This is a genomic window from Belliella pelovolcani (genome assembly GCF_900156785.1).
Taxonomy (GTDB): Bacteria; Bacteroidota; Bacteroidia; order Cytophagales; family Cyclobacteriaceae; genus Belliella; species Belliella pelovolcani.
In genome coordinates this window covers 23,726-37,285 of the sequence record NZ_FTOP01000020.1, presented here as the reverse complement: position 1 = coordinate 37,285, position 13,560 = coordinate 23,726, and the positions used below count along the sequence as shown (strand labels likewise).

Sequence of the window (13,560 nt, the reverse complement as noted above, 5' to 3'; positions counted from 1 at the left end):
AAGACTACATCAATAAAAATTTATTAACTTAGAAACTAGATTATAATATCACATATGAAAAAGGTCTATTTACTCCTAGTTTTTCTCTTTCTTCAAGTCAGCATTTTTGCACAAGATATTGGCTTGCCTTTTTCTAAATATTACTCCAGTCAAGAGTATCAAGGGGGAATCCAGAATTATGCCATTACTCAAAGTACCAAAGGCCTGATCTACATTGCCAACAATTATGGGCTATTGGAATATGATGGAACTACTTGGAGGAGATATGCACTACCTTCAGGAACAAAACTGAGACATGTACAATTGGATGAGGATGGGCAAATTTATGTGACAGGTCAAGGAGATTTTGGGTACTTCACACCCAACAGAATCGGGCAATTGGAATTTCAATCCTTGAAAAATAAGCTACCAGAAGCTTTTAAAAATCTAGAAGAGGTATGGAAGGTTTATATCACCTCAGAAGAAATCCTTTTTTGTACAACCCGACAAATCTTTGTCTTTGACAAAAAACAAAACTACCGCTATGACCTCACCTCCAAGAGTGCTTTTGAGAGTTTTCACTTTCAAAATGGTCAGCTATATGTGAATGAAGTCAGCAGTGGCCTGTACACCCTCCAAAATGGTCAATTGGTCAGTATCAGTAATTCGGAACTTTTCAGTGACCACCTTGTCACAGGGGTGCTTCAGCTTTCTTCCAATCAACAAATCGTATTGACTAGGGATGCTGGAGTATTTGAACTTCAAAGTCAAGAGGTAAAGAAATGGAAGGATAATTTTCAGAGTGCCATCAATACCGCACTGCGCTTGAAAAATGGCAATATTGCCATAGGTACTCAGAGTAATGGGCTCTACATACTTTCAGAACGTGGGGCAACACTTCTTTATCTCAACAATAACAATGGTCTAAACAATAATTCTGTTGTTTCACTTTTTGAGGATCTTTCAGGTAACCTTTGGATAGGGCATAACAATGGTCTCACTTTGGTTGAGTTGAGTAAGCCATTTAGAAAAATCAATCAGTTCTCTGGGTTAACTGGCACTGGCTATCATGCAATTCTATATGATGATAAGACCTATTTTGGAACCAATAATGGGGTATATGTGCAAAACTCCGACCCAAAGGCTAAATTCATTGAAAATTCTACAGGGCAGGTTTATCAGCTGAAGTCCATTGAAAATCACCTTTTAATCGCTCACAATGATGGGGCATTTGTGATCAAAGGCAACCAAGCAAATAAAATTGAAGGACCTACCGGGATATGGAATTTCCAAAGATTGAAAAATCACCCAAATCTAATTCTGGTTGGTGGATACAATGGCATTTATCTGTATGAGATCAATCATGGGGAAGTTAGATTTTTAAGACAAATCAAAGGTTTTTCTGAGTCCAGTAGAATCATTGAACAAGATGATAAGGGAAATATTTGGGTAGCACATGGCTATAAGGGAATCTACAAACTTCAATTGGATCAATCGCTGGAATCAGTAAACGTGACTGCATTTGGGCCTGAATCAGGATTACCAACCAATACTTTGAACAATGTCTGGAAATTAGGCAATAGACTGATTTTCACCACACAAGCAGGGATTTTTAAATTCAATGACTCAGATCAGTTATTCGAAAGAGATCCCTTTTTCTTGAATTATTTTGGAGCCGGAGATGTCATTCATTACATGCAAGAAGATCAATTGGGTAATATTTATTTTATTGCTGAACATGAAGCTGGTGTATTAGAAAAAAAAGTTGATGGGAGTTTTATCAAGCACCATCAGCTATTCAATCAGCTCCTTCCCTTACTCAATGATGATCTTCAAAATATCGCAGCTACTAGAGGTAATGAAGTTTTGTTTGCGGCAAATGAAGGATTTATCCACTTTAGTCTCAACCAAAACACCTATCAGCCCAATGAATTCCCGACCTTGCTACGCTCGGTTTTCATAACTGGAGCAGTAGATTCTTTGATTTTTGATGGCAATGCCTATTCTATTCCTAATCAAGGTAAGCAAGAGGCCATCAAAATTCCATATCAAAAGGCCAACATTAGATTTGAAAGTAGTAATCCAACACCAAACAATGAAAAAGATCTGGAATTCCAATTTTGGTTGGAAGGTCTAGAACCAGGCTATGGCGAGTGGATAGAAAAAAGGGAGAAAGCCTACACGAATCTCAGAGAGGGTAAATATACTTTTCATGTAAGAAGTAGAAATCTATATGGTGAACTTGCTGAAGAAACAAGCTGGGATTTTGAGGTTCTGCCACCTTGGTATAGAAGTCAAGTAGCATATGGTGTCTATTTTTTGATGCTCTGTATATTTGGATTCACGGGCTATCTGACCATAGAAAAGAAATATCAGAAAAGGGCAAGACAACTGAAAAGCGCTTCTAGAAAAGTGATAGAGGCTAAAGATTCAGAACTTAGGAGTTCCCAAGAAGAACTAGAAAGGTTGAAGAATGAAAAGCTCAAACAGGAAATACAATTGAAAGATAAAGAACTTGCATCTGCTACCATGCATTTGATTACCAAAAATGGCTTCATTGATCATGTCAAAGGGAATCTCACGGGGATTATCAAGAAAAGTAAAAACCAGGAGGTCAAAAATGAAATCCAGAAAGTCATCAAGAATATAGAAAAAAACATCGCTGAAGATGAAGATTGGGAGCAGTTTGAGATTCATTTTGATCAGGTACATGGAGATTTTATGTCGAGGTTCAAGAAAATACATGAGAATCTCAGTCCTCAAGAAATCAAGTTAAGTGCTTATTTGAGAATGAATCTCAGTACCAAAGAGATCGCATATCTGATGAATATCTCGGTGAGAGGGGTGGAAATTGCCAGGTACCGACTGAGGAAGAAGCTGAACTTGACGAGGGAAGATAATTTGCAGGAGTTTATATTGAAGTTTTGATTATTTTTTGACAAAATACACTGTGAGATAAACAATTATAGGGTAAAAAATACTAGCTGGTTTTCTGTGGCTTTGTTTTTGAAAAAGTTGGTAAAAATAAAACAAACCAACTTATGAAAAGAGTCATAACAATCACTTTATTATCAGGGGCTTTGGTAGCTTCCTGTGTGTCGAAAAAGAAGTATGTAGCACTTGAAAATGACTACAATACTACTGCTTATATGTTGTCTGAGACTACAGCTGAAAAAGAAAAGCTGGAAGAAGAAAAGCGAATTCTAGAAGACCGCTTTGCTAGAATCGAAAGAAGGGTTGAGGAGTACAATGCTAAGATCAATTCCCTCAGGGAAGAAAGTGATAGCAAGTATACTTTGGATGGCGCTGTTCCTATGTCCAATAATGGCAGAGACAAATTGAAGGCTACGCTAGCCAATGTAGATCCAAATAAGCTCGCCAATGCCCAGACATTAGAAGATTCTGTGAATCTAGCCATTTCCCATAATCTCAAAAAATCAATCACCGATGGTTCTGCACAGGAGAATGATGATATCCAGATCGATATAGACAAGACTGTTGTCATGATTTCTGTTTCTGACCGTCTACTTTTCAACACGGGGAGCTACGTTGTCAGCAGAAATGCAGATGGATTACTTAGCAAATTGGCAGAGGTGATCAATTCAGAGCCATCCATGGAGGTCATGATCGAAGGACATACTGACCCAAGAAGTATCAATACGGCGATACTACAAGACAACTGGGACTTGAGTGTAAAACGAGCAACTTCTATTGTAAGGGCGCTTCAGAGCAAATACAATGTAGCACCAGAGAAACTAATTGCCGCTGGAAGAAGCAGCTACATGCCATTAGTAGATAATGATAGCCCAGAAAACATGGCGAAAAACAGAAGAACTCGTATTGTGATTATTCCTGATTTGGATAAGTTCTTTGCCTTGATGGAATAAGGGGATTTAAGATTGGAAAATTGGAAGATTATAAAATTGAAAAAAGCCTTTGAGAGGGATCTCAAAGGCTTTTTTTGGATTAATGAAAGATTAGTGATTATTCCTGAGTGTAGATTGCATCTACAATTACTTATCTCATCTACTATTCTGAAAATTAAAGGCGAAGGTAAATGTAAAAAACCTTCGAGGTTTTGGAAACCTCAAAGGTTAAGAGAGAAATGTTAAGAAACCTTCGAGGTTTTGGAAAACCTCAAAGGTTCTTGAGTTACTTTGTTTGGTAAAGGTTGTTGAAGAGCATTTTGAAGGTGCCATGTGCTTGAGCTCGGAAGGTGATTTCGGGGCCAAAGGCATAAAGCTTACCTTTTCCTACATTAGCTTCAAAGGCTACCACGCCATTTTTCAAATAGTCTTCTCCCCATGCCCATCCACTGACAAGCGGGGAAGTTTCATCAAACCATGCCAAAGGTTTTACACCTTGTGCATTGTCTGCCAACTTGAAAACAGGGGAGTTATTGAAAATCATGTTGGCTGATTGATTCATCCCGTAATTCACTGGGCTATCTGTTGCTATGTTGGCTCTGAGGATACTGCCAGGGATATAATATTTATCTCCAGTCAAGCTCCTTTCTCTGCCATCAGCAGTAGTTTCTACCAGCGCATTTTTTACAGGCAGTTCTAAATGATAAGCTAAAGAAGTTGCTGCTCCTACTGCGACTACCTTTCCTCCATTTTCCATAAACTGCTTGATGGCAGGTATGGAGGTATCTGTTGACAAAGTCCCCAGTAGTGCATGGTACTCTTCCGCGATATCAGCTGGGTCTGCTTGATTTCTAGAAGGTGAATTACCTAATCCTGGCATGCCAGGACCGATAAATAGCATGACATCATATTTGGCATTGAGGTTTCCTTTGTCAATCTCTTGTGGATATACCACTTGGAAAGGGAAGTTGTACTGCTCCAGCATCCATCTCACCCAACCAGAAGGCATAGAACCTCCATAATAGTCAAATAGTGCTATTCTAGAAGGAGTTACTTTTTTTGTATTTCTTGGTTTGGAAGCAGGGACAGCCTTGACTCCATGTTCTTGAGCTGCCTTTTGAAGGATATTTCTTCCTCTAGCTGCCACAAAGAATGAACCTGCCGGCATGCCATTTATATCTTCAGTTGTCCTTTGCACATCCACACCAGCCTTGAGTAAGTCGTTGATGGCTATAAAGGTATTGTTGACTCTTACATCTAACATGAATCCTGAACCAGCAGCCACAGTCTGAGCTGGCATAGGCAACACTTCACCATAAGCCAAGGCTTCAAAAGGACCATCAAATCCATCTAAAATCCTATCGAACTCAACTCCCATGGAAAATGCCAAAGTCCAGCCTGCTGCATCATAAGGTCTAACTGGAGGTCCCCCTGGATATTGGAAGTCATTTGGATGATCTTGTGGTTCAAACATATCCAAGATATGTGGTCTGAAAGCTTGTGCTGTTTTGACAATGTAAGAACCTTTTGGATAGGCCTTGCCATTGACTGAGAAATCTTCAGTGGCTTGGTGTACCTGAATACCTGATTTGATCAAAGCATTCAAGAACTTTACTGCTGTAGGGAAATCTGTTTGGTCTGCTGGAAGGATAAAGCCTCTAGGGTCTCTCAATTCAGGATCTTTGTAGATTTTGTCAAAAAACTCAGTAGGAACACCCCTTCTCCAGTTATTATTACCACTGTCATTGGATCTATCAGCTTCGAAAGCTGCTGTGACTGCGGCTGATCTTTTTGGATACTTGGTCCAGTGATCCATATTGCCTCTATCGATGGCATTTTTACCCATTTTGTAAATATTGAAAAGTAAGGCATCGGCATTTCTGCTGGCATAGTCCAAAACAGCATAATTCATCGAAACCGAATAATCAATAGATCTCTGGAAATTCCAAGCTTGAGGCTCTACTGGATAAGGAGTCGCATGGGTAGGAATCAATCTTTCAGGAACTAGTGGAATTTCAGAAGGTGTAGGGCTTCCGGTAGTTTCTGTTAGAATCCCGATGATGTTGTGGAAATAGGGGGTTGTTCTCAAGCCACCGTTCCACCAAGAGGAAAACACTGAACCGCTAAGTCTGGTATAGCCCGGCTTGTCTTCAACATTCAACCTGTTGATCATGGCAGCACCTACTCCATCCAAACTGGTCATGATCAGTGGATCAAAGACATGGTTGAAAGGATCTCTGTATGGAGGCCCTGCTACTACAGTTCCTGCTGGGGATGTTTGGTGGTGATTGTAGATGATCTGAGGAATCCATTCTACATATTGTTGTAGGGAAAGGTTGGTGGATTCTTTCATGTTGTTCATGAAAAAATCTCTGTTGTTGTCATGCCCCACATATTTCTGGTACATGTAAGGAGAGCGCATGTTTCTTTTCTCAGGATCTTCCTGACTCATGTACCAGTTGGTGATGATCTCCTGTCCATCGGGATTGGTATGAACTAGCAAAATCACCAAGTCATCCAATAACCTGAGAGTCTCCTCATCATTTCTGGTAACCAATTGGTAGTAGGTTTCGATCAATTGATGGGATGCTACTGTTTCAGTGGAGTGGAGTCCTCCATCGATCCATACTACTGGCTTGCCTATTTTGGAAAGTCTTTTGGCTTCATCTTCTGCCACCTCTGCCCTACCGAGTTTTTGGGAAATCTCTTTGTATTGCGCAAGGTTTTGGTGGTTTTTAGGAGAAGTGACGATCATCATCGGCATCTGTCTTCCTTCTTCAGATGGTCCAATTTCTACGAACTTTACTCTGTCGGATAGTTCGGCTACTTTTCTAAAGTAGGCATCCGTAGCTTCAAAGGTCGCGAGCATGTAGTCATCCCCGATATTGAAACCAAAGTGTTCTTTTGGTGATGGAATTTGCTGAGCCATGGTGACAGCAAAGAGCATGATCGCCAAAAAGGAGAGGTATATTTTTTTCATGGTTATATGATAAATGTCTATGGACGAAAATACGCTAAGCCCTAAACGAATCAAAACAAGGCTCTATGATCGGGAAAAAATGGGTTTGGAAGGAGGAAGGGAGAATTGAGAACAAGGTAATTTGGAGAGTGAAACATAAATCCAAGGCGAGTTTTTATGGAAAATGGAGTGAAATATGCTTTGCGATATAAAGTAGAAATAGGCCTACGGCGAAATAGGACTGGGAATAAGTTGATTAAGGGATTGGGGATTAAATTTTAGATTTCAGATTTTAGATTGGGGAATTGAGTAACTGGGGAATTGAGTAAAGTGTAGGATTCTAATCGATTACACGATTACACGAATCAACTAGTTATTGAAGGATAGGGGATTGGGGGTAAAAAAAACCCTTCGGATGGAAGGGTTTGGGTATTTTATTGAACGTGAGTCAGGTTAGTTTTCGTTGGCTTTGTTCATGCGTTTGAAGCCACGGCGGAAAGGCCAAGTGTATTCTAAAGCTTCTAATCCACGATTGAGGTTCATCGTAGAGCTATCAAGATTGATGAAAGTACTTTTCAAGGTTTCATTGAAAGCTGGATCATTCAATAGGGTTCCGATAGCATTGTCCGTGCCATTGAGTTTGTTGGTAACATTATTCAGATTATCTGTCATCTGCTTCGCATTATCGGCAGTTGACTGAAGGTCAATGATTGATTTTTGGAGATTGCCGTAAATTTCCTTATCGGTAAGGAGATCATGTACTAGATTTCCCTCTTGATTGAGACTTGCGGAAAGCTTTGATAGATCATTGGCCATTTGATTGCTTCTGATTGCTGTTCGCTCTAGGTTGAGCAGAATGTTTCTGAAATTCATCGCCAAGGTAGAATCTGTCAAGACAGCACCAATGATACCTTCGCCATCTGCAATTTTACCTGTCAGCACTTTGAGGTCATTGGTAATGGATACAAGGTTCTTATTATTTTCTTGGAGTGTTTCCATCATTTTGTCTGTATCCAATGGCATTTCAGAGATCAACCTGTCGCCATTTTCTACTACTGGAGCTTGGGAAGTACCTCCATAGATGACGATGATTTTGTTACCAATCAGACCATCAGAGCTGATTGTTGCTTTGGAATCCTTGCGGATATACTCCTTTGACTTGGATTCAACATTCATTTCGATCTCTACTTGAGAGTCTCCATAGAAGTTGATTTTTTTGACGGTACCTATTTTCACACCGGAGAACCAAACATTGTTACCTGTCTGTAGCCCTGCCACATCATCAAATACTGCTTTGAGGCTGATGCTTTTGACGAATTTCTTCTGCTGTCCCCCAAGGGTCATGATTCCTGCCACGAGGATGATGATTCCGATCAATACGAATACACCAACCAAAACTGTTTTTTTATTATCGTTTCTCATTATTGAATGAAGTTATAGTCGTAGAATGATTTCACTTTAGGGTCTTTGGCTTGTGCAAAAACCTCTTCGAAGCTTCCAATGGCTTGGAATTGTCCCTCTATCAGAACCGCCATGCGGTCACCTGTTACTTTGGCACAAGTGAGGTCATGTGTGATGACGATAGAAGAGGTATTGTACTCTTCTCTTACCTGATTGATCAGGTTATTGATATCAATGCAGGTAGTGGGATCCAAACCCGCCGTAGGTTCATCATAAAGCATGATTTCTGGCTCTAAGATCAATGTTCTAGCAATACCAATCCGCTTCTTTTGTCCTCCGGAGAGTTCGGCAGGCATCTGATTGATGGTCTTGGGTAAGCCTACTGAATCCAATAGCCCTTCCACTTTTTTATCTATTTCTTTTCTTGTCAGGTTTTTGACATTTCTCACCAGTGGAAACTCCATATTTTCTCTGACAGTCATACTATCATAAAGCGCTGAAGCCTGAAAAGCAAAGCCGATCTTCAGACGGAGTTTATTGAGCTCCTTGAGTGAAAGCTTGCTTGTATCTTGACCAAAGATATTGATGGTACCTTCATCCTGTCGAAGTAATCCAACCATCAATTTGATCAATACTGATTTTCCGCTACCTGATTTTCCCAAGACAACCAGGTTTTCTCTTTCATAGAGATCTAGGTCCACACCCCTGAGGACGTGATTATCATCAAAGGACTTTCTGACACCTCTGATTTCTACGATTTTGTTGGTGTAGTCACTAGGCATATCGGATGGCGTTTACGATTTGGAGTGCAAGTAGCTCTTCTATAAAAATCAAGAACATGGACATGACCACAGAGGCATTTGCTGCTTTTCCTACTCCTTCGGTTCCATTTGAGGAGTTGTATCCTTTGTAACAACCCACGATACCGATGGTAAAACCAAAGACTAGGGATTTGATTAGGGATGAAAATACATCCAAAAATGAAATCGCTTCGAATACTTGAACAAAGAAAGTGGATAAGCTGACCAATTCATTTTGATTGACATTGATAAAAGAGCCCATCAGCGCTACAAAATCTGTGTAAAGTACCAGTACAGGAATCATTAAGGTGGTGGCAATGGTTCTAGTTACCACAAGGTATTTGAAAGGGTTGATGGCAGATACTTCCATGGCGTCAATTTGCTCTGTCACTTTCATGGAGCCTATTTCTGCACCTATGCTGGATCCTACTTTGCCAGCGGCAATCAAAGCTGTGACCAAAGGTCCCATGGCTCGTATGATGGCGATAGAAATCAAGGCTGGTAGCCAAGATGTAGCGCCAAACTCTGAAAGAGAGGGTCTAGACTGATTGGTAAATACAATTCCGACGATAAAACCTGTGAGGGAGATCAGGGGCAATGACCTGTAGCCAATTTCATAGCATTGGCGTAGGATTTCCTTGAACTCGTAAGGGGGAAACCAGACTTCTTGAAAAAACCTTTTGACAAATCGAAATGCATCTGCCAGTCCAGTAAAAAACTTATCCAGTTTTTTTGACAATACAGGTCTGTTTCTTTCAATAATTTCTGACATAAGTATATTTTCTAACTGACGAAAGTAAGCAATTTGAATTAAAAATGATGAATATCATTCTAAGGGATTGAGTAGCTCTTCTATCACTTCGACTTGAAGGGGTTTGACTAAGAAACCTTCCACCATCTTGTAATCTTTACTTTTTGCGATGTCATCTGGATCCATTGATGAGCTAAGCATGTTGACTGGAACATGAATTTTCTTTTGCTCCAAAAGGTCAAGAAACTCCCAACCACTCATTTCAGGCATATTGATATCTAATAGCAATAGGTCTGTGGCGTTGACTTCTAGCCATTCTAATGCCGAAAAAGGATTCTGGAAGAAAATAAGTTCCAGGTCAGGTTTGATCCGTAGCATATTTTTCTTGTTGATCATATGCTGGATTTTATCATCGTCTACAAAAATGATTTTGTTGATTGCTTTATTCATTGTTTCAAAAAAGAGTTCTGTCTATGTTTTTGCGAGTTTCCATTAAAGTAAAAGAAATTACGGAGTTTTCGATTCTAGTGGTTCACTTAATTAATGGAAATTATACCTATTGCAAAAATAAGGTTTTATCTGATGAAGGGGAAGTTATTAGGGGATTTAGTTCGCTGAGGATTCGGGAGGGTTATTGAGGGATTAGTAATGAGGGTTGGAAGGATGACAAGTTGTGGAGTGAAATATGCTTTGCGAAATATGGTAGATATATGCCTGCGGCGAAATAGGAATAGGAACTAGTTAATGAGGGATTGGGGGATGAGGATTGGAAGATTGGGGGATTGGGTTCCCCGAGGAATCGGGAGGGTTATTGAGGGATTAGTAATGAGGGTTGGAAGGATGACAAGTTGTAGAGTGAAATATGCTTTGCGAAATATGGTAGATATATGCCTGCGGCGAAATAGGAATAGGAAGTAGTTAATGAAGGATTGGGGGATGAAGATTGGAAGATTGGGGGATTGGGTTCCCCGAGGAATCGGGAGGGTTATTGAGGGATTAGTAATGAGGGTTGGAAGGATGACAAGTTGTGGAGTGAAATATGCTTTGCGAAATATGGTAGATATATGCCTGCGGCGAAATAGGAATAGGAAGTAGTTAACGAGGGATTGGGGGATGAGGATTGGAAGATTGGAAGATTGGAAGATTGGGGGCTCGTACAGATTACCCAGATCCTCCCCGAGGGAGGTAAATACTTGGATTTTTTTGGGGGGAATGGGGCAGGTACTAGGGGAATGATTTTGGGAAGGGATCAAAATAGCGTTAATCTCGATTTAGATACAGCTAAATTATTTAGTGTTTGCAAATTATGGTTGCCCTAAACTTTATTTAAAGTGTATTATATCAATACGTTAGATCCTCTTGTGTTAATTTTTATTTAAGTATATTTTTTCTCTAGGCTTGTTATTGTAGTTATATTAATTTTAATGGATTTGAAGGAGTAATTAGGAGTTTTAGCTGTGATAAAACAGGTTTAAAGGGCAGTTTGAAAACTGCGTGGATGTGAGGTCCAAGACTAAGTCTTGAACCAGAAAAAGGTGGGCTTGGCTGTAGTTTTTAAAAAATTCTATATCTTGGTTGTTGGAATTAAAAGACGAAAATGAAGCAGCAAGAGGATAAGCAACCGATTGGATTAAGGAATAGAATACTACAAGTTTTACTCTTTTTCAAAGATAGATTTGATTTGCATGAGGGTAAGGAAGATGAGTTAGAGACCATAGATTATATCAAAAAAAACATTGAGTTTCGAGGTGCCAATCTCTGGATTTTGATCTTTGCTATCTTCGTTGCATCCGTCGGCTTGAATGTAAATTCCACGGCAGTGATTATTGGTGCTATGCTAATTTCTCCCTTGATGGGTCCGATCATGGGTATAGGCATGGCTGCTGGGATCAATGATTTTGAATTGCTGAAGCGATCCATGAAGAACTTGGGGATTGCTGTTGTCATCAGTATTTTGACCAGTACGATATACTTTTCTTTTACGCCCTTGAATGATGCTCAATCGGAACTCTTGGCAAGGACAGAACCTAGTATTTGGGATGTATTGATTGCCTTATTTGGTGGACTGGCTGGCATAGTGGCTGGCTCAAGAAAAGAAAAGTCGAATGCGATTCCAGGGGTGGCAATCGCTACCGCTTTGATGCCCCCACTTTGTACCGCAGGCTATGGCTTGGCCACTGGTAACTTGTATTATTTCTTTGGTGCCTTCTACTTGTTTTTCATCAACTCTGTTTTCATCAGCTTGTCGACTTATCTGATTGTAAGATTTATGAAGTTTCCCAAGAAGGAGTTTTTGGATCCAAACAGGGAAAAGACTGTAAAGCGTTACATCACCATTTTTACCCTGTTGACAATCATTCCGAGTATTTATCTTGCTTACAATATTGTAACCAGGACATTTTGGGAGAAAAATGCGAAACAGTTTGTCTTAACTGAGATGGATTTTCCAAGGACACAGGTCATAGCCAGTACCTATAGTTTCGCTTCTGATAGTAGTGGGATTGAGGTGTCTTTGGTGGGCGAACGGATCTCTGATGAGGAAATAGAGCGCCTACAGAAGAAACTCCCTGTCATGAATCTTCCTAAAACTTACTTAAAGATCAAACAAAGTGGTGATGGCACACCTGATTTGAATCTTCTGCGTTCGGATGTATTAAAGGATCTGTACGAGCGTAACGAGGTATTGCTACAAAGCAAGGATCAGAAGATTGCTTTTTTGGAGAGTGAGCTGTCCCAATATGCGGAATCTAGTAGACAGGTCATGGATCTAGCCAAGGAAGCGAAGGTGAATCATACTGGTCTGTTGACTTTCTCGATGAATAGGGCTGTATTGGCCAATATTGCTGAGAATAAGCAAGACACTTTATTGATGGCATATGCGAGGTTTCGCCAAAGACCAGGAAATCAAGAGCTGAAGCGCTTTGAGGAATGGTTGAAGGTGAGGACGAAGGCTGATACGGTGGCGTTGATTGTGGATTAGAGGGTAAGGGGAATTAGTTATTGAGTTGATTAAGTTAATTAGGTTAGAGGTGAAAGGGCTTGCTAAGGGGAAAAGAAATTGTTTAATTGTTTAATCGCTTAACTGCTTAACTGTTTAGGAGAGATCCCGTGGGGATGTGAGGGGTAAGGGGAATTAGTTATTGAGTTGATTAAGTTAATTAGGTTAGAGGCGAAAGGGCTTGCTAAGGAGAAAAGAAATTGTTTAATTGTTTAATCGCTTAACTGTTTAGGAGAGATTCTGTGGGGATGAGAGGGGTAAGGTGAATTAGTTATTAAGTTGATTAAGTTAATTAGGTTAGAGGTGAAAGGGCTCGCTAAGGGGAAAAGAAATTGTTTAATTGTTTAATCGCTTAACTGTTTAGGAGAGATCCCGTGGGGATGTGAAGGGTAAGGGGAATTAGTTATTGAGTTGATTAAGTTAATTAGGTTAGAGGTGAAAGGGCTTGCTAAGAGTGTAGAGGGGCAAAGGATTAAGAGAATTTAACTTTATGGATGATAATTGGGATAAATTATTGTGAAAATACCCTGAACAGGGTATTTTTTATTTGTGATAGGCTGTCTACTTTTGTTGTGGGTGATTTAAGCAACTTTTTCGTTTAATTTTATTCCAAAACTATGTAGAAATTGCTTGACTGATTTTTGGTATTCTACGAGAGTGTGGCGGGGTGATGGATTTGATTCATCACCCCGCCTTTTTTATGTGGTTGAATGGGGGTTGGAGGGATTTAGTTCCCCGAGGAATCGGGAAAGTGATTAGGAGATGAGGATTGGAAGATTGAAAAATTGGAAGATTGGAAGATTGGG

8 protein-coding genes are annotated in these 13,560 nt (G+C 40.0%); 3 read left to right on the top strand and 5 right to left on the bottom strand.

Going from position 1 to position 13,560, the window contains the following annotated elements:
* Nucleotides 1–54: 54 nt before the first annotated feature.
* Both BW935_RS16445 and BW935_RS16440 read left to right on the top strand, forming a co-directional pair.
* The gene (locus BW935_RS16445) at nt 55–2,907 is read left to right on the top strand and encodes a triple tyrosine motif-containing protein (protein ID WP_076502883.1); all 2,853 of its coding nucleotides are present in this window, start codon (nt 55–57) and stop codon (nt 2,905–2,907) included.
* A 113-nt stretch (nt 2,908–3,020) separates the two neighbouring features.
* Entirely contained in the window at nt 3,021–3,866 is an 846-nt protein-coding gene (locus BW935_RS16440; protein ID WP_076502882.1) for an OmpA/MotB family protein, read from the top strand.
* 265 nt (nt 3,867–4,131) lie between these two features.
* Here BW935_RS16440 and BW935_RS16430 read toward each other — a convergent pair whose 3' ends face one another.
* The 5 genes from BW935_RS16430 to BW935_RS16410 all read right to left on the bottom strand — a co-directional run bounded on the left by BW935_RS16430 (nt 4,132) and on the right by BW935_RS16410 (nt 10,206).
* Complete coding sequence (locus BW935_RS16430; RefSeq protein ID WP_076502880.1) at nt 4,132–6,825, bottom strand: M14 family metallopeptidase; 2,694 nt, start codon at nt 6,823–6,825, stop codon at nt 4,132–4,134.
* 432 nt (nt 6,826–7,257) lie between these two features.
* Nucleotides 7,258–8,226, bottom strand: coding sequence for an MlaD family protein (locus BW935_RS16425; protein WP_076502879.1), 969 nt, complete (start codon nt 8,224–8,226; stop codon nt 7,258–7,260).
* On the bottom strand, nt 8,226–8,987 hold the full coding sequence (locus tag BW935_RS16420) for an ABC transporter ATP-binding protein (protein WP_076502878.1): 762 nt from the start codon (nt 8,985–8,987) through the stop codon (nt 8,226–8,228). The genes BW935_RS16425 and BW935_RS16420 overlap by 1 nt, the downstream gene beginning before the upstream one ends.
* Nucleotides 8,980–9,777 (bottom strand): MlaE family ABC transporter permease, encoded by a 798-nt coding sequence (locus tag BW935_RS16415; protein ID WP_076502877.1) that lies wholly within the window; start codon nt 9,775–9,777, stop codon nt 8,980–8,982. Before BW935_RS16415 ends, BW935_RS16420 begins: the two co-directional genes overlap by 8 nt.
* Nucleotides 9,778–9,831: 54 nt before the next feature.
* Nucleotides 9,832–10,206: a response regulator gene (locus BW935_RS16410; RefSeq protein ID WP_076502876.1), complete on the bottom strand. Its 375-nt coding sequence runs from the start codon at nt 10,204–10,206 to the stop codon at nt 9,832–9,834.
* 1,147 nt (nt 10,207–11,353) lie between these two features.
* Between BW935_RS16410 and BW935_RS16400 the strand changes: the two genes are divergently transcribed.
* Complete coding sequence (locus tag BW935_RS16400; RefSeq protein WP_076502874.1) at nt 11,354–12,736, top strand: TIGR00341 family protein; 1,383 nt, start codon at nt 11,354–11,356, stop codon at nt 12,734–12,736.
* Nucleotides 12,737–13,560: the final 824 nt, after the last annotated feature.

Coding starts and splice junctions, on each gene's coding strand:
- BW935_RS16445 (WP_076502883.1), top strand. CDS start 55: ATGAAAAAGGTCTATTTACTCCTAGTTTTTCTCTTTCTTCAAGTCAGC.
- BW935_RS16440 (WP_076502882.1), top strand. CDS start 3,021: ATGAAAAGAGTCATAACAATCACTTTATTATCAGGGGCTTTGGTAGCT.
- BW935_RS16430 (WP_076502880.1), bottom strand. CDS start 6,825: ATGAAAAAAATATACCTCTCCTTTTTGGCGATCATGCTCTTTGCTGTC.
- BW935_RS16425 (WP_076502879.1), bottom strand. CDS start 8,226: ATGAGAAACGATAATAAAAAAACAGTTTTGGTTGGTGTATTCGTATTG.
- BW935_RS16420 (WP_076502878.1), bottom strand. CDS start 8,987: ATGCCTAGTGACTACACCAACAAAATCGTAGAAATCAGAGGTGTCAGA.
- BW935_RS16415 (WP_076502877.1), bottom strand. CDS start 9,777: ATGTCAGAAATTATTGAAAGAAACAGACCTGTATTGTCAAAAAAACTG.
- BW935_RS16410 (WP_076502876.1), bottom strand. CDS start 10,206: ATGAATAAAGCAATCAACAAAATCATTTTTGTAGACGATGATAAAATC.
- BW935_RS16400 (WP_076502874.1), top strand. CDS start 11,354: ATGAAGCAGCAAGAGGATAAGCAACCGATTGGATTAAGGAATAGAATA.